At 49.3% G+C, this 23,831-nt stretch carries 26 protein-coding genes; 25 read left to right on the top strand and 1 reads right to left on the bottom strand.

Translation table 11 applies throughout. The features are described from left to right. The first annotated feature begins 2 nt into the window (after positions 1–2). The 10 genes from serC to CCE91_RS06240 all read left to right on the top strand — a co-directional run bounded on the left by serC (position 3) and on the right by CCE91_RS06240 (position 9,085). Positions 3–1,091: a 3-phosphoserine/phosphohydroxythreonine transaminase gene (gene serC / locus CCE91_RS06195; RefSeq protein WP_086434346.1), complete on the top strand. Its 1,089-nt coding sequence runs from the start codon at positions 3–5 to the stop codon at positions 1,089–1,091. Positions 1,092–1,101: 10 nt separating this feature from the next. Beyond that, a complete protein-coding gene (gene hisC, locus CCE91_RS06200; RefSeq protein WP_086434858.1) occupies positions 1,102–2,202 on the top strand; it encodes a histidinol-phosphate transaminase in 1,101 nt (366 codons plus the stop codon). A gap of 8 nt (positions 2,203–2,210) precedes the next feature. Further along, a complete protein-coding gene (gene aroA, locus CCE91_RS06205) occupies positions 2,211–3,515 on the top strand; it encodes a 3-phosphoshikimate 1-carboxyvinyltransferase (RefSeq protein ID WP_086434347.1) in 1,305 nt (434 codons plus the stop codon). A gap of 152 nt (positions 3,516–3,667) precedes the next feature. Beyond that, a complete protein-coding gene (cmk, locus tag CCE91_RS06210) occupies positions 3,668–4,372 on the top strand; it encodes a (d)CMP kinase (RefSeq protein WP_086434348.1) in 705 nt (234 codons plus the stop codon). Between the two features lie 113 nt (positions 4,373–4,485). After that, a complete protein-coding gene (gene rpsA, locus CCE91_RS06215) occupies positions 4,486–6,168 on the top strand; it encodes a 30S ribosomal protein S1 (protein WP_086434349.1) in 1,683 nt (560 codons plus the stop codon). A gap of 40 nt (positions 6,169–6,208) precedes the next feature. Next, the gene (gene ihfB, locus CCE91_RS06220; protein ID WP_086434350.1) at positions 6,209–6,499 is read left to right on the top strand and encodes an integration host factor subunit beta; all 291 of its coding nucleotides are present in this window, start codon (positions 6,209–6,211) and stop codon (positions 6,497–6,499) included. A gap of 71 nt (positions 6,500–6,570) precedes the next feature. Continuing rightward, positions 6,571–6,840, top strand: coding sequence for a lipopolysaccharide assembly protein LapA domain-containing protein (locus CCE91_RS06225; RefSeq protein WP_086434351.1), 270 nt, complete (start codon positions 6,571–6,573; stop codon positions 6,838–6,840). 5 nt (positions 6,841–6,845) lie between these two features. Further along, positions 6,846–8,003, top strand: a complete 1,158-nt coding sequence (gene lapB, locus CCE91_RS06230; RefSeq protein WP_086434352.1) for a lipopolysaccharide assembly protein LapB — start codon at positions 6,846–6,848, stop codon at positions 8,001–8,003. After that, a complete protein-coding gene (gene pyrF, locus CCE91_RS06235) occupies positions 8,004–8,699 on the top strand; it encodes an orotidine-5'-phosphate decarboxylase (protein ID WP_086434353.1) in 696 nt (231 codons plus the stop codon). An 83-nt stretch (positions 8,700–8,782) separates the two neighbouring features. After that, positions 8,783–9,085, top strand: coding sequence for a ComEA family DNA-binding protein (locus CCE91_RS06240; RefSeq protein WP_086434354.1), 303 nt, complete (start codon positions 8,783–8,785; stop codon positions 9,083–9,085). A gap of 67 nt (positions 9,086–9,152) precedes the next feature. Here the strand turns inward: CCE91_RS06240 and rne are convergent, their stop codons facing one another. After that, complete coding sequence (rne, locus tag CCE91_RS06245) at positions 9,153–12,281, bottom strand: ribonuclease E (RefSeq protein WP_198677977.1); 3,129 nt, start codon at positions 12,279–12,281, stop codon at positions 9,153–9,155. 538 nt (positions 12,282–12,819) lie between these two features. Here rne and rluC point away from each other — a divergent pair. The 15 genes from rluC to CCE91_RS06320 all read left to right on the top strand — a co-directional run bounded on the left by rluC (position 12,820) and on the right by CCE91_RS06320 (position 23,818). Then, positions 12,820–13,767, top strand: a complete 948-nt coding sequence (gene rluC, locus CCE91_RS06250) for a 23S rRNA pseudouridine(955/2504/2580) synthase RluC (protein ID WP_086434860.1) — start codon at positions 12,820–12,822, stop codon at positions 13,765–13,767. After that, a complete protein-coding gene (locus CCE91_RS06255) occupies positions 13,767–14,420 on the top strand; it encodes an HAD-IA family hydrolase (RefSeq protein WP_086434355.1) in 654 nt (217 codons plus the stop codon). The genes rluC and CCE91_RS06255 overlap by 1 nt, the downstream gene beginning before the upstream one ends. Positions 14,421–14,432: 12 nt before the next feature. Beyond that, on the top strand, positions 14,433–15,059 hold the full coding sequence (locus CCE91_RS06260; RefSeq protein WP_086434356.1) for a Maf family protein: 627 nt from the start codon (positions 14,433–14,435) through the stop codon (positions 15,057–15,059). Positions 15,060–15,144: 85 nt separating this feature from the next. Next, entirely contained in the window at positions 15,145–15,669 is a 525-nt protein-coding gene (gene yceD / locus CCE91_RS06265; protein ID WP_086434357.1) for a 23S rRNA accumulation protein YceD, read from the top strand. A 19-nt stretch (positions 15,670–15,688) separates the two neighbouring features. Continuing rightward, positions 15,689–15,859: a 50S ribosomal protein L32 gene (gene rpmF / locus CCE91_RS06270; protein ID WP_086434358.1), complete on the top strand. Its 171-nt coding sequence runs from the start codon at positions 15,689–15,691 to the stop codon at positions 15,857–15,859. Between the two features lie 22 nt (positions 15,860–15,881). Next, entirely contained in the window at positions 15,882–16,907 is a 1,026-nt protein-coding gene (gene plsX / locus CCE91_RS06275; protein ID WP_086434359.1) for a phosphate acyltransferase PlsX, read from the top strand. Between the two features lie 9 nt (positions 16,908–16,916). After that, entirely contained in the window at positions 16,917–17,876 is a 960-nt protein-coding gene (locus tag CCE91_RS06280) for a beta-ketoacyl-ACP synthase III (protein ID WP_086434360.1), read from the top strand. Positions 17,877–17,904: 28 nt separating this feature from the next. After that, on the top strand, positions 17,905–18,831 hold the full coding sequence (gene fabD, locus CCE91_RS06285; RefSeq protein ID WP_086434361.1) for an ACP S-malonyltransferase: 927 nt from the start codon (positions 17,905–17,907) through the stop codon (positions 18,829–18,831). Positions 18,832–18,864: 33 nt separating this feature from the next. Then, positions 18,865–19,605 (top strand): 3-oxoacyl-ACP reductase FabG, encoded by a 741-nt coding sequence (gene fabG, locus CCE91_RS06290; RefSeq protein ID WP_086434362.1) that lies wholly within the window; start codon positions 18,865–18,867, stop codon positions 19,603–19,605. A gap of 120 nt (positions 19,606–19,725) precedes the next feature. Next, positions 19,726–19,965 (top strand): acyl carrier protein, encoded by a 240-nt coding sequence (gene acpP, locus CCE91_RS06295; protein WP_086434363.1) that lies wholly within the window; start codon positions 19,726–19,728, stop codon positions 19,963–19,965. 105 nt (positions 19,966–20,070) lie between these two features. After that, entirely contained in the window at positions 20,071–20,901 is an 831-nt protein-coding gene (pabC, locus tag CCE91_RS06300) for an aminodeoxychorismate lyase (RefSeq protein ID WP_086434364.1), read from the top strand. Then, positions 20,898–21,902 (top strand): endolytic transglycosylase MltG, encoded by a 1,005-nt coding sequence (gene mltG, locus CCE91_RS06305; RefSeq protein ID WP_086434365.1) that lies wholly within the window; start codon positions 20,898–20,900, stop codon positions 21,900–21,902. Before pabC ends, mltG begins: the two co-directional genes overlap by 4 nt. Then, on the top strand, positions 21,902–22,519 hold the full coding sequence (tmk, locus tag CCE91_RS06310) for a dTMP kinase (RefSeq protein ID WP_086434366.1): 618 nt from the start codon (positions 21,902–21,904) through the stop codon (positions 22,517–22,519). Before mltG ends, tmk begins: the two co-directional genes overlap by 1 nt. Then, on the top strand, positions 22,519–23,490 hold the full coding sequence (locus tag CCE91_RS06315; protein ID WP_086434367.1) for a DNA polymerase III subunit delta': 972 nt from the start codon (positions 22,519–22,521) through the stop codon (positions 23,488–23,490). Before tmk ends, CCE91_RS06315 begins: the two co-directional genes overlap by 1 nt. After that, positions 23,483–23,818: a PilZ domain-containing protein gene (locus tag CCE91_RS06320; RefSeq protein WP_086434368.1), complete on the top strand. Its 336-nt coding sequence runs from the start codon at positions 23,483–23,485 to the stop codon at positions 23,816–23,818. The genes CCE91_RS06315 and CCE91_RS06320 overlap by 8 nt, the downstream gene beginning before the upstream one ends. The last annotated feature ends 13 nt before the right edge of the window (positions 23,819–23,831 follow it).

The following is a 23,831-nucleotide window of genomic DNA, read 5'->3' on the forward strand; positions in this document are numbered from 1 at the left end:
TGATGCCAGCGCTGTATAACTTTTCTGCCGGTCCTGCGATGTTGCCTGCTGAGGTTATGCAGCAAGCTCAGGAAGAGTTACGCAACTGGCAGGGTAGTGGTATTTCGGTGATGGAAATTAGTCACCGCGACCCGGCCTTTATGCGAATGGCTGAGCAAGCCGAACAGGATTTGCGCGAGCTAATGACCATTCCTGAGCAGTATCATGTGTTGTTTATGCATGGTGGCGGGCGTGGTCAATTTTCCGCAGTTCCGCAGAATATAGCTGCACCCGATGCCACGGTAGATTACCTGAATACCGGGGTGTGGTCGGATTTTGCCATTCGCGAAGCGGGTAAGTTCGTTAAGCATGTGAATGTAGCCGGTGGCGTTGAGCAACGCGCGGAAGGTAAAGCTATAGTTGCCCGCGAGCACTGGCAACTGTCTGACAACGCTGCCTACTTTCACTACTGCCCAAACGAAACCGTTGACGGTTTAGCACTGCACACCATTCCAACCGATATAAAAGCGCCCATAGTGGCCGATATGTCCTCGAACATTCTGTCTGAGCCACTAGACATAACTAAATTCGGTATCGTTTATGCCGGTGCACAGAAGAATATCGGTCCCTCAGGTTTTGCTATCGCTATTGTTGATAAGAACTTGCTAGGTCAGCCACAACCGCAGCTTTCCACTATCATGGATTATGCGGTGCAGGCCGAGCAAGGCTCTATGTACAACACGCCGAATACCTATGCCTGGTATATTTCCGGGTTAGTGTTTGCCTGGCTGAAGCGTCAGGGCGGGGTGGAAGCTATGGGTAAAATTAACGCCGAAAAAGCCCGCAAAATTTACGACTATGTGGACAGCTCCGCATTTTATCGCAATGAAGTTCATCCTGAATTTCGTTCACGTATGAACGTACCTTTTCTATTGGCTGATGACAGCCTTGATGCCTTATTCCTGCAGCAGGCGAATGCCGCCGGGTTAGTTGGTTTAAAAGGGCATCGCTACGTTGGCGGTATGCGCGCAAGCATTTACAACGCCATGCCAATGGCAGGTATAGATACGCTGCTTGAATTCATGCATGACTTTGCACAAAAAAATGGATAACAAAACTACTATGACACGTTTTAATGCGCTTGAACTTGCTAACCCGGGTGTTCGGAAACTGAAGCCGTATCAGGCCGGCAAACCTATTACTGAGCTGGAACGCGAACTTGGTATTAGCGGTATTGTAAAATTAGCATCGAACGAGAACCCGTTGGGCTTAAGCGACAAAGTAAAAGCGGCACTGCGCGACGAACTAGACGATCTGGCGCGCTACCCTGATGCAAACGGCTACTACCTGAAAACGAAACTGGCCGACCGGCTGCGCGTGCAGGCCAGTCAGATTACCTTAGGTAATGGCTCCAACGATGTGCTAGAAATTTTAGCCCGCACTTTCGTGGGTGCTGAGCATGAAGTTATTTTCTCGCAACACGCGTTTGTAGTGTACCCGTTAGTTACCCAAGCCATTGGCGCTACGCCGGTGGCCGTGCCTGCGGTAGATTACGGTCACGATTTAGACGCTATGGCTGCTGCTATTACTGAGCGCACCCGTATGGTGTTTATTGCCAACCCGAATAATCCTACCGGCACTTTCTTAACTGCAGAAGATTTACACGCGTTTGTGGCTAAAGTACCAGAACACGTGATTGTGGTTCTAGACGAAGCTTATAACGAATATGTACCGGAAAAGCTGCGTGCTGATTCGGTTGGCTGGTTAGCTGAGTTTCCAAATTTGGTGGTCAGCCGTACCTTCTCGAAAGCCTACGGTTTAGCGGGCCTACGTGCCGGTTATGCGGTGTCGAGCGAAGAAATTGCTGACTTGCTGAATCGTATTCGTCAGCCGTTCAATATGAACAGCTTGTCGTTAGCAGCAGCTACTGCCGTACTGGATGATCAGGACTACCTGCAGCAATCGGTTGCGGTAAATGATGCCGGCATGGACCAGTTAATTGCTTTTTGTGAGCAACAGAAGCTGAACTATATTCCGTCACGCGGTAACTTCTTAACCATCGAGTTTGGCCCGAAGTCGGGCGAAATTTACGAGCAACTACTTCACAAAGGCGTGATTGTGCGTCCGGTGGCGGGCTATGAGCTGCCAAACCACCTGCGGGTCAGCATTGGCTTGCCGCATGAAAACGATGCTTTCATTAAGGCGATGAAGGAGTTGCTGTAAGCACCATTGTGACAGCACCGACTAAACTTTATTTAGCACCAAGTAAAACTTGTTCGGGCCAGGTTGTGTTACCTGGCTCGAAAAGCATTGCCAATCGGGCGCTGCTTATGGCCGCTTTGTGCGATACCCCCACGGTACTAACCAATCTACTCGTTAGCGACGATACCCGCCACATGCGTAACGCATTGGCGGCTTTAGGCGTTGCTCAGCAGGAACTAAGCGATAATGGCCGCACCTTGCAGGTAAATGGCTGTGGTGGGAGCTGGACCTCGCAACCTGGCGAACTCTTTCTTGGTAATGCCGGCACAGCCGTGCGTCCGTTAACCGCAGTGTTGGCTGCTACGATTAAGCACTCAGTGGTTATTACCGGTGAGCCACGCATGCTGGAGCGGCCATTGGCGCCGCTGATTGATGCATTGGTAATGGGTGGCGCTGAGATTAAATCGACGGGCGAGCCTGGTTATCCTCCGGTAACTATCGCTGGTGGCTTGCAAGGTGGTGCCATACAAGTGGATGGCAGTGCCTCCAGTCAATTTATTAGCGCATTGCTAATGGCATTGCCACTGGCCCCAAATAATAGCGTACTGACGCTTACCGGCACTATTGTGTCATGGCCCTATATTGAGCTTACACTGAGCATGCTGAAAGTGTTCGGCATTGAAATTACGCAACTTACCGAAAACAGCTTCGAAATAGCAGGTGCACAGCGCTACCGGTCGCCGGGCGAGTACTGGATTGAAGGTGATGCCAGCGCGGCGTCGTACTGGTTAGCTGCTGGTGTTATTGGCGGTGGTCCGGTGCAGGTAGCAGGGGCAGGGTCGCAAAGCTTGCAGGGTGATGTCGCCTTTGCAGAAGTGCTGCAGCGTATGGGCGCGAATATTGACGTACAGCCGCAGCATATGACTGCTCAGGGCGTAACCGAACAAAGCGGCCAATTGCGGGGCATTGATGTGGACTTAAATGCCATTCCCGATGCGGCGATGACGCTGGCTACACTGGCGTTATTTGCCGACGGTCCCACCCGCATTCGCAATGTAGCGAACTGGCGCTTAAAAGAAACCGATCGCTTGCTGGCTATGGCTACTGAGCTGAAAAAGGTTGGCGCTGAGGTTAAGTTATTTGATGACGGTTTGCTGATCCACCCGCCGCAGCAGTGGCAACACGCGGAAATAGAAACCTACAACGATCATCGCATGGCTATGTGTTTTGCGTTACTTACCTTTGCGCCAGTGGGCGTAACCATTTTAGATCCTGATTGCTGCGCTAAAACCTATCCTGAATTCTTTACTGAATTTTCACAGCGCTGTCATTAACGGCCGGTAGTATCTCGTTCGCTGCCAGTTGATGTCACAGTGTTGTCGGCAGTTAATGCAATTTTTCTTAAAATCCGTATAATTACGGCGCTTCGTATTTTTAATCAAATGGTCTGGTACAGTTTTTTATGTGCCGGACTCATGAGGACAGCATGATCAAGCATATACCAGTCATAACTGTGGACGGACCCAGCGGTGCAGGTAAAGGAACAGTAAGTCGTTTACTGGCAGAAAAACTGGGCTGGCATCTGCTCGATAGTGGTGCAATTTACCGGGTGTTGGCATTAGCTGCCATCCATCACGGGTTTACGCCGGATGATGAAGAGAGTTTAGTGGCCTTAGCAACAGATTTGGACGTAAAGTTTGTTGCCGAAGAAGAAAAATCACTAACCCACATTATTTTAGAAGGCGAAGATGTAACCGTAACCATACGTACCGAAGAGGTTGGTAACATGGCCTCTAAAGTAGCGGCTTTGCCACGTATTCGTGAAGCGCTATTACGCCGCCAGCGCGCATTTAAAGAAATGCCCGGACTGGTTGCCGACGGTCGCGATATGGGAACTGTGGTATTCACTGATGCTGCTGCGAAAATCTTTTTAACGGCAAGTGCCCAGGAACGGGCTGAACGCCGCTACAAGCAATTGCTTGAGAAAGGTTTTACTGCTAATATTGACCAATTAATCGCCGAAATCGAAGAACGTGATGAACGCGATACAAATCGCTCTGTAGCGCCATTAAAGCCTGCGGAGGATTCTCTGTTTGTTGATTCTACAGAATTATCTATAGATCAAGTAGTTACAGAGATACTGAAGTTTGCACACAGCAAACTTTCAAATTCTGAGGCAAGCGCACAATAAGGTGTTGCTGGCTTTAGGGGTCTGGCGCAAGGACTGCAGTCAGATAATTTTAAACAACCCCGCCATATACGGACAAATGGTGGACGTCGATAAACTGAAATAAGTTAACTCATATGTCAGATAATTTTGCACAGCTGTTTGAAGAAAGCCTAAAAGAAGTCGAAACTCGCCCAGGTTCCATTGTTAAAGGTACTATCGTTGCGATTAACCGCGATGTGGTATTAGTTGACGCTGGCCTGAAATCAGAAAGCGCAATCCCGGTTGAGCAATTCCGTAACGCGGAAGGTGAGCTGGAAATTAGCGTGGGTGACGAAGTTGATGTAGCACTTGATGCCGTTGAAGATGGCTTCGGTGAAACCATCCTGTCCCGTGAAAAAGCGAAACGCTTCGAAGCATGGCTGCAGCTGGAAAAAGCTTACGAGAATGAAGATACAGTTATCGGTATCATCAGTGGTAAAGTCAAAGGTGGCTTCACTGTTGATTTAGGTGGCGTACGCGCATTCTTACCAGGTTCATTAGTAGATGTTCGCCCAGTGCGCGAAACAGCTCACCTGGAAAATAAAGATTTGGAATTCAAGGTTATTAAGCTTGATCAGAAGCGCAATAACGTTGTTGTTTCACGTCGTGCCGTGATTGAGACTGAAAACAGTGCAGAACGCGATGCGTTACTGGAAAATCTGCAAGAAGGTCAAGAAGTTAAAGGTATCGTTAAGAACCTGACTGACTACGGTGCGTTCGTTGATTTAGGTGGTGTTGACGGTCTGTTGCACATCACTGATATGGCATGGAAACGTGTGAAGCATCCGAGCGAAGTTGTTAATGTTGGTGACGAAATCAACGTTAAAGTACTGAAGTTTGATCGTGAGCGCACTCGTGTATCACTTGGCCTGAAGCAATTAGGCGAAGATCCATGGGCAGATATCGCTAACCGTTACCCTGAAGGACACCGTCTGGAAGGTCGTGTAACTAACCTGACTGATTACGGTTGCTTCGTAGAAATCGAAGAAGGCGTAGAAGGTCTGGTACACGTTTCTGAAATGGATTGGACTAACAAAAACGTACATCCTTCTAAGGTTGTTAACCTGGATGATGTGGTTGAAGTTATGGTTCTTGAAATTGACGAAGAGCGTCGTCGTATTTCACTGGGTCTGAAACAGTGTAAACCAAACCCTTGGGAAGAGTTCTCTAAGAACTTCAACAAAGGCGACAAAGTTAGTGGCAAAATCAAGTCAATTACCGATTTCGGTATCTTCATTGGCTTGGATGGCGGCATTGACGGTCTGGTTCACTTGTCAGATATCAGCTGGAACGCTGCTGGCGAAGAAGCCGTTCGTGAATTCAAGAAAGGCGAAGAAGTTGAAGCCGTGGTACTGCAAGTTGACGCAGAACGCGAGCGCATCTCTTTAGGTGTTAAACAACTTGAAGAAGACCCGTTCAACGATTATCTGGCAGCTAACAAAAAAGGTGCTATCGTTACTGGTAAGGTTATCGAAGTTGATGCCAAAGGTGCGAAAGTTGAACTTGCTGATTCAGTTGAAGGTTATGTCCGCGCTGCTGACATTTCACGTGACCGCGTTGAAGATGCGACCACTGAATTGAAAGTTGGCGACGAAGTTGAAGCTCGCTTCATGGGCGTTGACCGTAAGAACCGTACTTTAAGCCTGTCAATTCGCGCGAAAGACGAAGTTGAAGAGAAAGAAGCCGTTGAGTCTGTTAATACTAAACAACAGCAAGAAGGTGACAAGTTCACCAACGCAATGGCAGAAGCCTTCAAAGCTGCGAAAACTGACGATTAATTAATGCAGCACCCTTGGCGACCACGAGAAGGAGTTTAGTGTGACGAAATCTGAATTGATTGAGAAGCTCTCAGGAATTCATTCGCAGCTTCCCCCTCGGCATGTCGAGCAAGCGGTGAAAGAGCTACTGGAGCAAATGGTTCAAGCGCTAGCTACTGGCGAGCGCATTGAAATTAGAGGTTTCGGTAGCTTCGCATTACATTATCGGGCACCGCGAGTAGGGCGTAATCCCAAAACCGGTACCAAGGTAGAGTTAAGCGGAAAATATGTGCCCCATTTTAAACCAGGCAAAGCATTACGCGAGCGGGTTGACAATTTAGGGCAGAGTTAACTTCAGGTTAACAAAAACGGCATGCTATCATATAGCATGCCGTTTTTTTTTGAGTGAGAAAGGACCCCCACATGATTCGCAAATTGCTGGTACTGATTCCGGTGTTGGTTTTGTTTGCTATAGCATTAGCCTTTGGCGCACAGAACAATCAAGTTGTTTTCGTTGATTTTTTTGTGGTGCAACGCGATGTTAGCGTGGCGACTTTAGTTGCTCTATTCGTTGGGGCCGGCTTCTTATTTGGCGTTATCAGTATGATAGCCAGCCAATGGCGCTTGCGACTGCGGGTTCGACGTTTGCGCAAACAAGTGCAGCAATTGAATAAAACCAGGCAGGGATCCTAAGTCCAATGCTTGAACTGCTGTTTTTACTTCTTCCTGTCGCCGCCGCTTATGGTTGGTTTATGGGGCGCAATAGCGTTCGCATAGAAGAGCGACGTGAGCAGCAGCAATTTTCCCGCCAGTACGTCACTGGTCTGAATTTACTGTTGTCAGATCAATCTGACAAAGCCGTTGACCTGTTCGTTGAGTTGCTTGATGTGGACTCCGACACTATTGAAACCCACTGGGCCTTAGGTAAGTTGTTCCGGCGCCGTGGCGAGGTTGAACGGGCCATTAAAATACATCAAAACCTGACTTCACGACCGAACTTATCGGAATCTGACCGTCGCACCGCTATGTTTGAATTAGGGCGGGACTATCTGGCGGCTGGTTTGTACGATCGGGCAGAAGACATGTTTACCGAATTACAGCGCTTAAAAGAGTTTCAACAGCCTAGCCAAAAGCATTTGCTGGAACTTTATGAAGCCACCCATGAATGGGACAAAGCTATTATTGTGGCGCTTAAACTTACTCGCCACGATAAACATGCGCATGCCGTGGTGTCACAACTGTATTGCGAACTTGCCGAGAAGCAGGCCGACACCCGCCATACTGTGAAGTACTACCAGAAAGCATTGAAGCACGATCCAAACTGCGTGCGGGCCACCTTGTCATTAGGGCGCTTGTGGCACTCGCAGGGGCAGTATCAGCGCGCGGTACAAACCTTAATGCAGGTACTGGAGCAAGACGCTGACTTTTTGTCGGAAGCATTACCGCTTATTCAGGTGTGCTTTAACGCTCTTAATGATGTGTCTGGGTTGGTGCAGTTTTTACATGAATGCATTAAGCGCCACCCGACAACATCGTCAATTGTGATGCTATCTGAGTTAATTGCCAGCGAAAATGGCATTGAGGCCGCAGAGCAATTCGTGCAGAATGCGCTGCGTAAAAACCCCACTATGATAGGTTTCCATCAGTTGATGGATTTCCATATTCGGGCAGCTGACGTTGGCAAAGCCCGTGACAGTTTAGTGCTATTACAACGCCTGGTGCAGCAGCAGTTGCACCAGCGGCCGAAATACAAATGCCGGCACTGCGGTTTTTCCGGCAGCACCTTGTATTGGCATTGTCCGTCATGCCGTACCTGGGGTGATATTAAGCCCATTATTGGATTAGATGGAGAGTAAATGAATTCGCAGATATTTGTTGCCCTGGATTTTAATAACCGCGCGGACGCCAAGGCGTTGGTAGATCAACTGTCACCTGACTTGTGTGGTTTGAAAGTAGGTAAAGAGCTATTTGCCGTAGCTGGCCCTGAGTTTGTGAAAGAGCTTACCCAGCAAGGTTTCCGGGTATTTCTGGATTTAAAATATCACGACATTCCAAATACCGTCGCAAAAGCCGTAGCTGCCAGTGCTGAACTGGGTGTATGGATGGTAAACGTGCACGCCTCAGGCGGCCGACGTATGTTAACCGCCGCGCGCGAAGCTTTGGCGCCATACGGTAGTAAAGCACCAAAGCTGATTGCGGTTACCGTGTTAACCAGCATGAGTGATGAAGACTTAGCCGAAACTGGTGTGGTGCGCAGTGCCGCTGAGCAAGTGCTGCATTTAGCGAAGCTAACCAAAAGCTGCGAGCTTGATGGGGTGGTGTGTTCAGCGCAGGAAGCCGAACAGTTAAAAGCCGAGCTTGGCGAATCTTTTATATTAGTAACGCCAGGTATTCGACCGGCAGGCAGTGGTGCTGATGATCAACGCCGTACCATGACGCCTGAACAGGCTCAGGCAGCCGGTGTCGACGTGCTGGTTATAGGCAGACCTATTACGGCTGCTGACAAGCCGCTGGAAGCCTTACAACAAATTCATCAAAGTCTGCAATACTAAGAAGACATATCCGCTTGGTTTGAGCGCACTGCCTAACTAAACTTCAAGAGCTGCAAGGACAGCAGCTTAACCTGGAGACAGTTATGGTACGGAAAATCTTTTTCATCGTTGCGCTCATGATGTCGTTTGGATTGCTGCAACCCGCAGTAGCCGATCAAAGCAGCGCTACTCAAAGTAAACAAGGCACCGAAGCTACCGTGAATTTAAATACCGCCAGTGCAGCTGAGCTAGCTCAGTCTTTGGTTGGCGTAGGTATGAAACGGGCCGAGCAAATTATTGCCTTACGGGAAGAAATAGGGCGCTTTACTGCGGTTGAGCAACTGCTGGATGTGCGCGGTATTGGCCCTAAGCTACTGGAAAAGAACGCCGGTAAAATAACCTTCTAACACAGTTAGCAAACCATAAAAAAAGGCGCCTATTGGCGCCTTTCTTATATCTGCTCTTCAAGAATGCTTATTCCGGAGAGCACTTCGCCATAGTCGACTCTGACTTGTTGCGAGCATTTACGACACTAGCAACGCGTTCGTCTTTGGTCACACTTTGACGCGCTTCTACCGCGCGTGCAGACAATTGTTTTGTCTCACCCGAGGATGGCGCTGCCGTTGCTTTCGTCATTGGCGCAGACGCCATTTTCTTAGCTACGGATACGGAACCGCTGGCAGCTGCTGGCTTAGCTGCCGTTGCATCCGGCTTGGCTGCAGGAGCTGATGCTTCTTCAGTTGGTGCCGTTACCGATTCCGGCTGAGTTGCTGCTGCCGGAGCTTCAGTTGGCTGCTGAGCTTCCGCTTTGCCTGGCTCTGCCTTCACTTCGGCTTGTGCTTCGGCTGCTGGTTTCTCAGCAACTGGCGCTGCTGTTGCTGGTTCTTCTTTAGCAGCTACAGCTTCTTCTTGCGCTGGTGCCGCAGCAGCTTCTGCCGTTTCTGCAGCGCTGGTATCAGCAGTAGGGGCTGTGTCGCTAGTTTCAGCAGCTGCTGATTCATTGGCTTCAGCTTCAGCTGTTTTATCGCGCTTACGTTGTTGTCCTGCCGCACGCAAATGACGCGGTGAACGACGTGAACGATTGCGAGTTGGTCGCTCAGCAGCTACTTCGTCTTTCGGCTCAGACTCAGTTGCAGCTTCGCTATTAGCCTCACTATCAGCTTTCGCTTCAGGTTCAACTTCTTCAGTCTTAGCTTCTGACTCGGCGTTAAGCTCAGGCTTCGGCTGCTCAGCTTGCGTTTCAGCAACTGCCGGCGCTTCAGTTTTAGCTTCTACTTTCGGTTCTTCTTTTGTTTCTTCTTGTTGAGCTACTGGCTGAGGTTGAGCCTGTTCGCTAACAGCTTCTGCTGGTGCTGATTTATTCTCTTCAGCAACCATTTCGGCAGCTGCGGCCATACGAGGGTCTAACTTACGACCACCGCTGCTCTTCGCTTTAGCTTCTGGCTTAGTCTCGGCGGCAGCTTTGGTTTCAGTGGCTGGCTCAGCGGCTTTCGCTGGAGCTGCTACATCACCGTCTTGCTGTGACTGGCGAACTGATTTGTCCAGCTTGCGACGCTGACGGCGTTGCTTCGGCTTGGCTGGTGGCTTCTCAGCTTTATTTTCAGCTTTCGCTTCCGGCTTATTCTCAGCAGCATTAGTGTCTTTAGCTGCTTGCTTCTTCGGCTCAGTTTTTGCCGTTTCAGCTTGTGCTGGCTTGCCTTGACGAGCAGCACGATCATTTTGCTGATTGTTCGCGCGTTGTTCATCATCACGACGGTTACGGTTGCCACCACGACCACGGCGATTACGGCCACGACGTTGTTGGTTACCTTGCTGGTTACCACGTTGTTGTTGACCACCACGTTGACCACGTTGTGGGCGTTGCGATGATGATTTCTTCTGTTTATCGTCATCACTACCAAACAGCGACTTCAACCATTTGCCGATACGACTTACCAGGCCAGGACCAGTTGGAGCTGTTGGTGTCGCTTTAGCAGCGGCTGCTGGTGCCGGCGCCGGGGCAGGGGTTGATGGTGCTTGTAAACCTTGCAGCGCAGGTTGCTCTAACTGTGGCTTCTCTTTGCCCAGATTCATTTCAATGCCAGCTAACTGCGGGTTCTGAATCAGTTCAAAGCTATTACCTTCGTCCACTTCGTCTGAACGCAGGCGTTTCACGTCAAAGTGTGGAGTTTCCAGGTAGTGATTTGGAATAACCAGAATAGAAACTTTATGGCGTTGTTCCATTTCATTAATGGCTTTACGCTTTTCGTTCAACAAGTAAGTAGCAACAGGTACTGGTACCTGAGCTTGCACTTGCAGGGTATTTTCTTTCAGCGCTTCTTCTTCAATTAAGCGCAGAATAGATAGCGCTAAAGATTCGTCTGAACGAATAGTGCCCTGGCCGCTACAACGCGGACAAATGTGGTTCGCACCTTCACCTAGCGACGGACGCAGGCGCTGACGTGACATTTCTAACAAACCGAAGCGAGAAATACGGGCAACCTGAATACGGGCGCGGTCGTGTTTCAAGCTATCGCGCAGGCGATTTTCAACTTCGCGTTGATGACGCGTTGGGGTCATATCAATAAAGTCGATAACAACCAAGCCACCTACGTCGCGTAAACGCAACTGACGGGCAATTTCTTCGGCCGCTTCCAGGTTGGTTTGAAAGGCGGTTTCTTCAATGTCTCCGCCTTTGGTTGCCCGGGCAGAGTTAATATCAATTGAAGTTAAGGCTTCAGTTGGATCTATAACAATAGAGCCACCTGAGGGCAGGCGAACTTCACGCTGAAACGCCGATTCAATTTGGCTTTCAATTTGATAATGATTAAACAGTGGCGCATCGCTGTCATACATTTTAACGCGATTGACGAAATCAGGACGAATCAGGGCAACGTGGTCACGTACCTGTTCGAACACTTTCTTGCTATCAATTAACACTTCGCCAATGTCACGACGTAAGTAGTCACGAATTGCGCGGAAAATAACGTTGCTTTCCTGATGGATCAGGAAAGGTGCAGGGCGGTCTTCTGCCGCTTTGCGAATAGCTTCCCAGTGGTGCAACAGAACGTTTAAGTCCCATTCCAACTCTTCTGGTGATTTACCAACACCAGCGGTACGTACAATCAGGCCCATTTCTTTCGGAACATTCAGCTGGTTCAGGGCGTCTTTTAATTCTGTCCGCTCGTCGCCTTCAATGCGGCGGGAAATACCACCAGCACGAGGGTTGTTCGGCATTAACACTAAATAGCTGCCAGCCAGCGAGATAAAGGTAGTTAACGCAGCGCCTTTCTGGCCACGCTCTTCTTTATCTATTTGTACAATAACTTGCTGGCCTTCTTTAATAACGTCTTTAATGTTCGGACGTCCTTCAAGCGTATAGCCGGAAGGGAAGTAAGTGCGGGCAATTTCTTTTAGTGGCAGGAAGCCGTGGCGTTCAGCGCCGTAGTCAACAAACGCAGCCTCTAGGCTTGGTTCTATACGGGTGATTTTACCTTTGTAGATGTTTGCTTTCTTTTGCTCATGACCCGGGCTTTCAATATCCAGATCATATAACCGTTGGCCATCGACCAAAGCAACGCGCAGCTCTTCTAGCTGGGTTGCATTAATTAGCATTCTTTTCATTGTTGTGACTCGTTATTTTGTCAGCCACAACCTGACACGACGGTACTAATACCGGGCTCGCAAATTCGAATTCGTCATTGTTTATTGGCCAGCATCTGCTGCGTGACCAGTAACCCGTCATCTCGACGTGTTACGTTCAATTGGTTACCAAGCCGAACTTCGCTTGCGTTTCGTGCCATGTTGTCGCTTTGGCTTAATTAGCGACCTGAACAAACTCGCATACAACAGTTTTCTTCCGAACTTTTCCGTGCCATCAGGATCTCGATGTTTGTTCATCGTACCCTGACGTGGACATGTCGGGTTGTTGTGCAGTATTCAGGTCACACGAAAAATAGTGTTATGAGTTGCGCGTCTATCGCCGCAACGCTGCATTTCTACTGCAATCACTCCGTAATTAAGGACTTAGCTTTAATGTTTGTTAATAACAAACAGTATGCCTTTTACGGTATTTGACACGGAATTATCCCATATAAATCAAGCTAAATACAAGCAGCAATTTCTGCTTTCGCTAACAACGAATAATGCTAGAATGCGCGCCATGAGTGAAGAGCAACAAAAAGTCACCTGGCAGACTGTTGACGCAGAGTATGCGGGCCAGCGAATTGATAACTTTCTTTTAGCGCGTTTAAAGGGTGTACCTAAGTCATTGGTTTACCGGATTCTGCGCAAGGGAGAGGTGCGCGTGAACAAAAAACGCGCCAAGCCCGACTATAAATTACAAGCGGGTGATTTAGTACGCATTCCGCCAGTGCGGGTGACCACAGCAACGCCGTTGCCTTCCGCTAAGTTAGATAGCGTGCAGCAACTCGAAGCACAAGTACTGTACGAAGACGACGTACTGCTGGTGTTGAATAAGCCTGCTGGTATGGCTGTGCATGGTGGCTCCGGGTTACAGTTTGGCTTAATTGAAAGCTTACGGGCGCTGCGTCCTGACGCGAAGCACCTGGAACTGGTGCATCGCCTGGATCGGGAAACCAGCGGCTGCATTCTGATTTCAAAGCGGCGTTCTGCACTTCGCGACCTGCACGAGCAGTTGCGCGAAAAGAAAATGGATAAGCAGTATTACGCGCTGGTGCGTGGCCAGTGGCAGCAACATGTCAGTATGGTGGCTGCACCTTTATTAAAGAACACGCTGAAGTCTGGTGAGCGGGTGGTACGCGTTGATGCAGCAGGGAAGGAGTCGCAAACACGTTTTCGTATCAGCGAGCGCTTTGCCGACTGCACCTTAGTAGAGGCTTCGCCGGTTACCGGACGAACCCATCAGATTCGCGTGCATGCACTGCATGCCGGGCATCCTATTGCTTACGACTCCAAGTACGGTGATCAAGCCTTTGATGAGAAGCTAAGCGGATCCGGCTTACAGCGTTTGTTTCTGCATGCGCATCAGTTACGCTTCCAGCATCCGCAAACGGGTGCTACCGTAACTGTGAACGCACCTATGGACAAAGCGTTAAAGCAAACCCTGAAATACTTACGAGGGCTGTAATGGGCAAAGCACCTGAGTTGATTATATTTGACTGGGACGGAACCTTAATGGATTCCGTTGGGCGAATTGTATCCTCCATGCAAAACAGTGCCACGGCGGTAGGTTTACCCGTACCGGAAGCCCATGCAGTTCGGGATATTATTGGTTTGAGTTTACAACCGGCAATCACCCGACTGTTCGGGGAACTACCGGCCGATTCGCTGAACGGCTTTCTGGAACAATATCGGCGTGAATACGTTGAGTTAAACCCAACTCCAACCCCATTTTTTGCCAATAGCCTAACGACTTTAGGGTTGTTGCGTAACAACGGCCATAAGCTGGCGGTGGCTACCGGTAAAATGCGCCGGGGGCTGGATCGCATTTGGCTCGAAACCGAAACCGGGCATTACTTTGATAGTTCCCGTTGTGCCGATGAGAGCGAGTCTAAGCCAAGCCCGCAAATGCTACTGGACTTACTGGACGAGTTTCAGTTAAGCCCGGATCAGGCGGTTATGGTGGGCGACTCTATTTACGACATGCAAATGGCCGCGGCTATTGATATGCCTCGCATTGGAGTGAGTTACGGCGTGCATTCGGCGGAGCAGTTAGCTCAGCACCAACCACTGGCTGTGATTGATGATGTGGCTGATGTTCAGCACTGGCTGTATAAATAGAAGGGGCGCCGCATGAGCAATTATAAAATCGTACTGGCCTCAACGTCGCCGTTCCGCCGCCAGTTACTGGAACAAACCGGCCTTACCTTTAGTGCCATTGCTCCTGAAGTTGACGAAACTCCGGTAGCAGACGAAAGCGCGACTGAGTTAGTAGAGCGGCTGGCGAAAGCAAAAGCCTGCGCGGTAGCAGAGCAGTTTAAGGATAACACCCAGGCCTTGGTGATTGGTTCCGATCAGGTTGCTGTGGTCAATGGCAGTATTGTCGGCAAGCCGCACACGCACGAAAAGGCCGTGGCGCAATTAACTGCAGCGTCAGGCCAGGCTGTTACCTTTTATACCGGGCTGGCAGTTGCCGCGGTAACTAAAGGTACAATAAGTGTAGAAAGTTGCGTTGAGACCTTCGAAGTGGTGTTCCGCAACTTAACGGCTGAAGAAATAGAAGGGTACTTACGCAAAGAACAGCCGTACCAATGTGCTGGTAGTTTTAAGAGCGAGGCGCTTGGTATTACGTTGTTTTCAGCATTACGCGGGAACGACCCCAATGCCTTAGTTGGTTTGCCGGTGATTCGATTGCTGGAAATGCTGCGGGTGTATGGCGTTAACCCGCTGTTAGATACAAGTGCAGATACAGGCGCTTAATCGTTAAAAGAATCGTGGTTTCAATGGGTAGAATTCCTTGAAATCACTTGTGTTTCACCATTCAATCCAGTAAGATTCGCGCGCTATGGAAAAGGTTCGAGTACCGGTAACGGTCGATCCGGTTAAAAGTTCCGGGAAACAATTAAGTTATGATGGCGTCGTTCCGGCAGGTTCGCTGGTGCGATTGCAGGAGCTGCTGTTAGAACCCTGCGCGGATGTTGACGTGCAGCTGCAGTTCGATGTAGATGAGCAAAACATCAAATACATTGAAGGCAAAGCTGAAGTCGCCACCGTGGTTGCTTGTGAACGTTGCAACGAAGCCATGTCAATTGTGCTTCAGACTGAATTTAAGTATGCACCTATTACCAAGCGACAAAAAGCAGACGAGTTACCAAGCGACTACGAAGCTGTAGAACTTGATGAACTCGGCGAAGTAAACCTACATCGTATGGTGGAAGACGAACTTATACTGGCCATGCCAGTCGTTGTGAAGCACGATGATAAAGATTGTTCGATTGATAGTAATGCCATGAGCTGGGGGAAGATTGATGATTCCCCGGAGCCAAGCGAGAATCCTTTCGCGGTGTTACAAAAATTAAAGCGCAAATAAACTTAGGAGATAGCGTAAAATGGCTGTACAAAAGAGTAAGAAAAGTCGTTCAAAACGCGACATGCGTCGTTCACACGATGCGCTGAGCGGCCCTACACTGTCGGTTGATTCTACCTCTGGTGAAACGCATCGTCGTCACCACGTAACTGCCGATGGTTTTTATAAAGGCCGTAAAGTAGTCGGTAACTAAGCGAGTCTAGTCAGGTATGGCTATGGCCGACCTAACACTAGCACTTGATGCAATGGGGGGCGATTCAGGCCCCTCAGTTGTAGTTGGCGCACTCTCACGTGCGCTTGACGCGTTTCCGAAAGTAAAGTTTGTGCTGGTAGGCGAGCAACAAGAGTTGCAAGCGCTGCTAAACCAGCACAACTTAAACGAACATCCTCGTGTTCGTATTCAACATGCCAGCCAAACCGTTACCATGACGGACAAGCCTGGTTATTCACTACGTGCTAAACCTGATTCTTCCATGCGAGTAGCCTTAGATCTATTGGCTGAGGGAAGTGTGTCTGCGTGCGTCAGTGCCGGTAATACCGGTGCCTTAATGACCACTGCCTATTTCACTTTGAAAACTTTGCCCGGCGTGCTCCGGCCAGCATTAATGTCTGCCTTGCCGAATAACAACGGTGGGCATGGGCTAATTCTGGATTTGGGTGCCAACCCGGTGTGTGATTCAGATACCTTATTCCAGTTCGGTGTTATGGGTGCTGTGGCAGCTGAAGCCAGGCAGTTAGGTAAGCGCCCGCGCGTAGCATTGCTGAACATGGGTGAAGAAGACATTAAAGGCAACGATGCCGTAAAAGGCGCAGCGCAACTGTTCCAACAGTCGCCCCATATTAATTACATTGGTTTTATTGAAGGGGATGACCTGTTCAGCGGCAAGGCCGATGTGATTGTTTGTGACGGCTTTGTTGGCAATGTTGCGCTGAAAAGTTGTGAAGGTTTAGCTGAACTATTATTGAACAATATTCGCCAGAGTATTGCCAAGCATTGGGCCTCTCGGTTGTTTGCGAAACTTTTCTACCGTCGCTTGAGTCAAAGCTGGGAATGGCTGAAGCCCGACCACTACAATGGCGCTAGTCTGGTAGGATTGCGTGGCGTAGTAATAAAAAGCCACGGTGACGCCAACGAAAGAGCCTTTTTTAGTGCAATTGAACAGGCTGTCATTGAGGCTCAGGAAGACCTCCCGTCGCGTATCCGCGACCGGGTTGAAACTGTCTTACTTGAACAACAATAAGCGATTGCCATGTATTCAAAAATTGCTGGAACGGGGCATTATTTGCCGCCGCAACGGCTGACTAATAAAGACCTGGAACAACGAGTTGAAACCTCTCACGACTGGATTGTCGAGCGCACCGGTATTCATGAACGGCGTTTGGCTGGTACCGGTGAAACCGTGGTTACCATGGCCGAAGCGGCAGCTCAGCAAGCACTAGAAGCGGCCGGCCTTAGTGCGCAAGACATTGATATGATAGTGATGGCCACCACCTCGGCCGAACAAGCCTTTCCTAGCGCAGCCTGTCAACTGCAAAGCAAACTTGGTGTTACCAATATTCCTGCCTTTGATGTAGCAGCAGCATGCTCCGGCTTTATTTTCGCCATGAGCGTTGCTGATCAGTACATTCGTAACGGCCAATGTAAAAATATTCTGGTGGTTGGCGCTGATGTTCTGGCTCGGTTGTGTCACCCGGAAGACCGTAACACACTGGTTTTATTTGGTGATGGCGCCGGCGCGGTCGTGCTAAGTGCAAGCGAAGAGCCGGGCGTTATGTCTACCCACTTACACAGTGCCGGCGAATTTGGCCACTTACTTGGTGCGGGTATGCCCCAACGTGGTTTAGAAGCCTCAGTGCACGAAGCCTGGATGTTTATGAAGGGTAATGAGGTGTTCAAAGTTGCGGTCAGTAAGTTGAGCTCACTGGTTACCGATACTTTGGCCGCAAATAAGTTGTCGGCGGATGACTTAGACTGGTTAATTCCGCATCAGGCTAACTTACGTATTATTAAAGCAACGGCAAAAAAATTGAAAATGTCGATGGATCAGGTGGTCATTACGCTGGATTACACTGGCAATACTTCGGCTGCATCTGTTCCTATCGCCCTGGATGTGGCGGTGCGCGATGGTCGCATTAAGCCCGGTCAGACGTTATTATTAGAAGCCTTTGGTGGCGGTTTTGCCTGGGGCTCGGCGCTGGTTAAGTATTAAAATTAACAAGATAAAGGATACATCTGTTATGAGTACAGCTTATTTATTTCCGGGACAAGGCTCACAAAGTGTGGGCATGTTGGCCGATGTTGCAAGTGAATTTAGTAGTATTGAACAGCGTTATAAAGAGGCCAGTGATGCATTAGGCTTCGATTTATGGAAGCTGGTACAGCAGGGCCCTGACGAAGAGTTAAATCAAACGCATAACACCCAACCGGCCTTGTTAACCGCCAGCGTGGCGTTGTACGACGTTGCTAAAGAGCAAGGCCTGGTAACACCTAAGTTTATGGCCGGTCATAGTTTGGGTGAGTATTCGGCGTTAGTAGCCGCCGGGGCATTAAACTTTGCCGATGCAGTGAAGCTGGTAGCATTGCGCGGTGAGTACATGCAACAGGCCGTACCTGCGGGTAAAGGTGCTATGGCCGCGGTTATCGGGCTGGACGACGACAAAGTTGCCAAAGCCTGTAAAGAGGCTGCTGAAGGTCAAATTGTGGCGCCGGTGAACTATAACTCACCAGGGCAGGTGGTTATTGCAGGAGAAAAGCTGGCGGTAGAGCGTGCAGCAGAAGCCTGTCGGCAAGCCGGTGCTAAGCGCGTGTTACCATTGCCAGTTAGCGTACCGTCGCATTGTGAATTAATGCGCCCGGCCGCAGAGCAGTTACAGGAAGCCTTGGCCAACGTTGAATTGAAACAGCCACAAACACCAGTGATTAATAACGTGGATGTTACCAATGCTGATTCTGTTGATGCTATTCGCGACGCTCTGGTACGCCAGCTATACTCACCAGTGCGCTGGACCGAAACTATTAACTACCTTGCCCAGCAGGGTGTTGAACAAGCTTATGAAGTGGGACCAGGTAAAGTACTGTCCGGCTTGAATAAACGAATTGTTAAAACCATGAATTGCGACGCTTTGAATACAGTTGATGCATTCAGAGATGCTGCCAAGCAGTAAATACTCCACGAAGGAAAGTGAGGAACTTAGCGAATGTTATTTAATTTAGATGGACAAGTAGCTTTAGTGACCGGCGCTAGTCGCGGTATTGGCCGGGCTATTGCCGAGCAACTGGTTGCCGCAGGCGCTACCGTGGTGGGTACCGCGACTAGTGCCTCTGGTGCTGAATCAATTGGTGCCTACCTTGGCGACAAGGGCATGGGCTACGCGGTTGATGTAACCGACGCCGACGCTGTTGCTGAATTACTAAAAGCCATTGATGAAAAATATGGTCAGTTGGATATCCTGGTAAACAACGCTGGTATTACTCGTGACAACCTGCTTATGCGTATGAAAGACGATGAGTGGGACGCAGTACTGGATACCAACCTGAAAGCTGTGTTCCGCATGTGTAAAGGCGTTATGCGCGGGATGATGAAACGTCGAAATGGGCGTATCATTAACATTTCGTCGGTGGTAGGTACTACCGGGAACCCGGGGCAGGCGAACTATTGCGCTGCCAAAGCCGGTTTAGTTGGCTTTAGTAAATCTTTGGCGCAGGAAATTGCGGCCCGAGGTATTACCGTTAATTGTGTGTCGCCGGGCTTTATTGACACCGATATGACAAAATCCTTAACCGACGATCAGAAGCAAAGCATTTTCAAAAATATCCCAACCGCTCGTTTGGGCGCGCCGGAAGAAGTGGCTGCAGCCGTGGTGTTCTTAGCATCGCCAGCCGCTGCTTATGTTACCGGCGAGACCATCCATGTGAATGGCGGTATGGCAATGGTATAACCAATAGGGGTATGACCTGTTGGTATTGTTAGAATTTTTACTTTATTAATTGGTTCGGTTTAACTACACTACAGCCAATTTCCGTATCAAAGACCTATAAATTTAAGGGAATCTTAAAATATGAGCACTATCGAAGAACGCGTTAAGAAAATCATCATCGAGCAACTGGGCGTTAAAGAAGAAGAAGTAAAACCTGAAGCTTCTTTTGAAAATGACCTGGGCGCAGACTCACTGGATACAGTTGAGTTGGTAATGGCTCTGGAAGAAGAGTTTGAAACTGAAATTCCAGACGAAGAAGCTGAAAAAATCAAAACGGTTCAATCCGCCATTGATTATGTAACAAATCACTCGAACGATTAATTGTTCTGAGTCAGAAAGGGCGGAATGAAAATTCCGCCTTTTTTTTGTCTGTAATTTGAGGCCGCTAACCGACTAAAATAGGCAAACAGCAACAGAGAACTACACATGCAGAAAACCTGGCTAAATGGTGAATTGTGCGAGGCGTTGCCAACAACGCAGCTTGACCGTGGTTTACAGTTCGGTGACGGTCACTTTACCACGCTCCGATTAAGCCAGAGCAAACCGCTGTGGTGGTCTTATCACTACCAACGACTGCAACAGGCCAGTGCCCACTTAAACCTGCCTATACCCACTGAGTCCAGCTTGCTGCGGTGCATTGCTGAAGCAGCAACCCATGCATCTGACGCTATTGTTAAAATCATTATTACCAGTGGCGCTTCCGGTCGAGGCTATGCACGGGTGCCAAATCAGAGTAACTGGTACCTGACGCTGTCTGATCTTCCGCCGCAAGCCACTAGTACGAAAACTATTAAACAGCAACTGCAGTTAGGCCAGACAAAACTACAACTGGCTTGTCAGCCAGCCTTAGCGGGGTTGAAAACTCTTAATCGGCTCGAGCAAGTGTTGTTGGCTAACGAGCTAAGTGCGCAACAAACTTCGGACACAGCTGACAGCATCGATGATTTAATCGTTTGCGATACCCGTAACTACCTTTGTGAGAGCACACGGGGTAATTTATTTTGGTATGATGGTCAGCAGTGGCATACTCCTTCGCTAACTCAGGCTGGGGTGGCCGGAGTAGCTCGTCAGGTGATTCTGACTGAGCAGTGGCTGGGTAAGGTTGCGCAGGGGGATTACCCGCTTGCAGCGTTACTGTCGGCGCAGCAGGCGTTTATATGTAACTCCGTATTCGGCGCGCAGTCAATAGCCACAATTAACGGCGTGGCGTTACCAGATGCAACACTTCCTAAGGGTGTGAACGGGCTAATTAAATGAAACGATTTATTCTTATAGCCACTGCAGTGGCTGGTTTAGTGGCTATTGCGCTAATTGCCAGCAGCTATTGGCTATTTCAACGTCCGATGCCGGGCCTGATACAGTCACAACTGCTGGAAATTAAATCAGGCAGCCACACCCGCAGCGTGCTTCGTGATTTAGCCGCTAAAGGTGTTCAGGTTGAACCTCAGCGTGACTACCTCAGCATTCGGTTGTGGTCCAATAGTTCTCGACTGCAGGCTGGGGTGTATCAACTGGAACCGGGAATGAGCTTAGAGCAGTTATTTAATAAGCTGGCCACAGGCGATCAGCACTTGTTCACTATTACGTTGATAGAAGGACAAACCCTGGCACAATGGCGGCAGCAACTGGCGGCTCATCCTTATTTGAAGAAAGATACCACCGACTTAAGTAACGCTGAATTATATGAGCGAATTAGCGCTGACCGCCCTTGGCCAAGCCTGGAAGGTGCCTTGTTTCCGGACACATATAGCTTTCATGCGAACACCTCGGAAGTAACCATACTGAAATCTGCATTCACTAAAATGCAAGATGCCGTTGAACGTGCATGGTCTGTACGCTGGCCGGATTTACCTTTAAAGTCAAAGTATGAGCTTATGATCATGGCTTCTATTATTGAAAAAGAAACTGGCTTTGACAGTGAGCGAGGGTTGGTTAGTTCGGTGTTTATCAATCGTATTAACGAAGGCATGCGGCTGCAGTCGGACCCAACCACCATTTATGGTATTGATAATTTTGATGGTAACTTAACCCGTGCACACTTGCGTGAGTCCACGGCTTACAATACCTATCGTATTGACGGTTTGCCGCCAACACCAATAGCTATGTCCAGTTATGACAGCTTACTGGCAGCCGCACAGCCTGACGACTCAGAGTATTTTTATTTTGTGGCCAACGGCAAAGGCGAACACATATTTTCGCGCACCTTAGTTGAGCACAACCGTGCCGTGAATAAATATCAAAGGAACACGTCGAACTAATGCCAGGAAAATTTATTGTTGTTGAAGGTTTAGAGGGCGCCGGTAAAAGCTCAGCCATAGCTAGCATCGTTAGTCACCTGCAGGCGAAAAGCATCCCAACCGAAACGGTTAGGGAGCCGGGCGGAACCCCGTTGGCGGAGCAACTGCGGGTGCTGGTAAAGCAAGAGTGGGACGAGCAGTTAACCGCTTCAACTGAGCTGTTACTGATGTATGCAAGCCGCGTACAACTGGTTGAAAATGTGATTAAACCAGCTCTTGCTCAGCAGGCATGGGTAGTGGGCGACCGGCACGATATGTCCTCTCGGGCCTATCAGGGTGGGGGCCGTGAACTCGGTGATGCCATGCTGACGTCGTTACGCGATTTGGTACTTGGTAATTTTCGTCCAAACTTAACCTTGTTGCTGGATATTGACCCGGAAATAGGTTTAGAACGCGCCCGTAGTCGTGGTGCCTTAGATCGTATTGAGCAAGAAGATCTAGCGTTTTTTGAACGCACCCGTCAGCGCTATCTGGATATAGCTGCCAGTGAGCCCAATATAGTGGTAGTAGACGCGAACCAAAGCTTCCCGGCGGTTCAGCGTGATTTATTACAAGCGATTGAAGAGAACTTATTTTAATGCGCTATCCCTGGCTGCGAGAACTTTGGTTACAACTACTCGATGATGCGCGCCACGATCGACTGGCGCATGCGCATTGTGTTCCCTGGCGCTTAGATGCTGCCAGCGACGTATTGATTGGCAACTTAAGCCAGTGGCTGCTGTGCCAGCAACCCACCAGTAAAGCCTGTGGTACCTGCAAAAGCTGCCTGCTAATGAAAGCCGGCAATCATCCCGACCTGATCGAGGTTGGCGATGCTGAGCAAGCGTCAATTGGCGTGGATCAAATTCGCAAGCTCACCCAGCAACTAAGTCAAACCGCCAATCAGAGCGGCCGTAAACTTGCGGTCATTAAATATGCTGACAAGCTCACTCTAGCCGCTGCTAATGCCTTGCTGAAGACTCTGGAAGAACCTACCGCGAATACCTTTTTGGTGCTTGCAGCTGAGCGGCCGATGCAATTGCTTCCCACGCTGCGGAGTCGGATGCGTATGCACCGATTTCCGTCCTTTGTGGGCACCGAGCTGAAGCAGTGGCTGGAGCAATATGGCCAACAACCGCTGGCCGCCGATGATCCTATTCTGCGCGCCTGGCCGGAAGCACCATTGAAGGCATTGGCGCAGTTACAGCAACGCAGTGATGACGCTAGTACAACTGAGCATGATCCTATTGCTGAATTATGGGCTGCCTTAATGGGTCAGGGCGCCTGGCCTGGTTTAACCGATAAAGACAATCTGGCTACATGGCTGGACGCCAGCGAGTTTTTGATGCAGGATTTAGTCCGTATCAAACAACATATACAACCACTTCGTTTGCACACGAATGAAGTTGCTACTGCCAACGACTGGCTTATGCGTCAGAACGTGTCGATGGCAGATTTGAGTGAACACATTCATGCTATACAACGCGTGCGTCAGCAGCAACAGCAACAATCCGGCTTAAATGGCCGGTTATTGCTGCGCGACCAGTGGTTAAGGTGGCCCAGTGAGTGACTACACATTAAATTTGAGTAATGAAGAGCAAGTGCGCAAAGCCTATATGCCATTTGTACAGCAGGGCGGCCTGTTCGTGGCCACTGGTAAAGGCCAGGTACAACACAAGCTCGGTGAAGAAGTTATGTTGTCGGTTACGTTACCAAAAGACACCGAAGCAACGTTGGTGAAAGGCAAGGTCGTGTGGTTGTCTCCGCCCAGAGGATCAGCTAACAGTGAAGCCGGCTTCGGTGTGCAACTGCTGGAAGACAAATCGCATTTACGCAATCGAATAGAAACGCTGCTTGGTCATTTGGTGCAGTCTGATGCACCTACATCCACCATTTAACGGTGTTCTTAAA

The organism is Pseudidiomarina planktonica, assembly GCF_900177775.1.
GTDB classification, from domain to species: Bacteria; Pseudomonadota; Gammaproteobacteria; order Enterobacterales; family Alteromonadaceae; genus Pseudidiomarina; species Pseudidiomarina planktonica.

Coding starts and splice junctions, on each gene's coding strand:
- serC (WP_086434346.1), top strand. CDS start 3: ATGCCAGCGCTGTATAACTTTTCTGCCGGTCCTGCGATGTTGCCTGCT.
- hisC (WP_086434858.1), top strand. CDS start 1,102: ATGACACGTTTTAATGCGCTTGAACTTGCTAACCCGGGTGTTCGGAAA.
- cmk (WP_086434348.1), top strand. CDS start 3,668: ATGATCAAGCATATACCAGTCATAACTGTGGACGGACCCAGCGGTGCA.
- rpsA (WP_086434349.1), top strand. CDS start 4,486: ATGTCAGATAATTTTGCACAGCTGTTTGAAGAAAGCCTAAAAGAAGTC.
- CCE91_RS06225 (WP_086434351.1), top strand. CDS start 6,571: ATGATTCGCAAATTGCTGGTACTGATTCCGGTGTTGGTTTTGTTTGCT.
- lapB (WP_086434352.1), top strand. CDS start 6,846: ATGCTTGAACTGCTGTTTTTACTTCTTCCTGTCGCCGCCGCTTATGGT.
- pyrF (WP_086434353.1), top strand. CDS start 8,004: ATGAATTCGCAGATATTTGTTGCCCTGGATTTTAATAACCGCGCGGAC.
- CCE91_RS06240 (WP_086434354.1), top strand. CDS start 8,783: ATGGTACGGAAAATCTTTTTCATCGTTGCGCTCATGATGTCGTTTGGA.
- rne (WP_198677977.1), bottom strand. CDS start 12,281: ATGAAAAGAATGCTAATTAATGCAACCCAGCTAGAAGAGCTGCGCGTT.
- rluC (WP_086434860.1), top strand. CDS start 12,820: ATGAGTGAAGAGCAACAAAAAGTCACCTGGCAGACTGTTGACGCAGAG.
- CCE91_RS06255 (WP_086434355.1), top strand. CDS start 13,767: ATGGGCAAAGCACCTGAGTTGATTATATTTGACTGGGACGGAACCTTA.
- CCE91_RS06260 (WP_086434356.1), top strand. CDS start 14,433: ATGAGCAATTATAAAATCGTACTGGCCTCAACGTCGCCGTTCCGCCGC.
- yceD (WP_086434357.1), top strand. CDS start 15,145: ATGGAAAAGGTTCGAGTACCGGTAACGGTCGATCCGGTTAAAAGTTCC.
- rpmF (WP_086434358.1), top strand. CDS start 15,689: ATGGCTGTACAAAAGAGTAAGAAAAGTCGTTCAAAACGCGACATGCGT.
- plsX (WP_086434359.1), top strand. CDS start 15,882: ATGGCCGACCTAACACTAGCACTTGATGCAATGGGGGGCGATTCAGGC.
- CCE91_RS06280 (WP_086434360.1), top strand. CDS start 16,917: ATGTATTCAAAAATTGCTGGAACGGGGCATTATTTGCCGCCGCAACGG.
- fabD (WP_086434361.1), top strand. CDS start 17,905: ATGAGTACAGCTTATTTATTTCCGGGACAAGGCTCACAAAGTGTGGGC.
- fabG (WP_086434362.1), top strand. CDS start 18,865: ATGTTATTTAATTTAGATGGACAAGTAGCTTTAGTGACCGGCGCTAGT.
- acpP (WP_086434363.1), top strand. CDS start 19,726: ATGAGCACTATCGAAGAACGCGTTAAGAAAATCATCATCGAGCAACTG.
- pabC (WP_086434364.1), top strand. CDS start 20,071: ATGCAGAAAACCTGGCTAAATGGTGAATTGTGCGAGGCGTTGCCAACA.
- mltG (WP_086434365.1), top strand. CDS start 20,898: ATGAAACGATTTATTCTTATAGCCACTGCAGTGGCTGGTTTAGTGGCT.
- tmk (WP_086434366.1), top strand. CDS start 21,902: ATGCCAGGAAAATTTATTGTTGTTGAAGGTTTAGAGGGCGCCGGTAAA.
- CCE91_RS06315 (WP_086434367.1), top strand. CDS start 22,519: ATGCGCTATCCCTGGCTGCGAGAACTTTGGTTACAACTACTCGATGAT.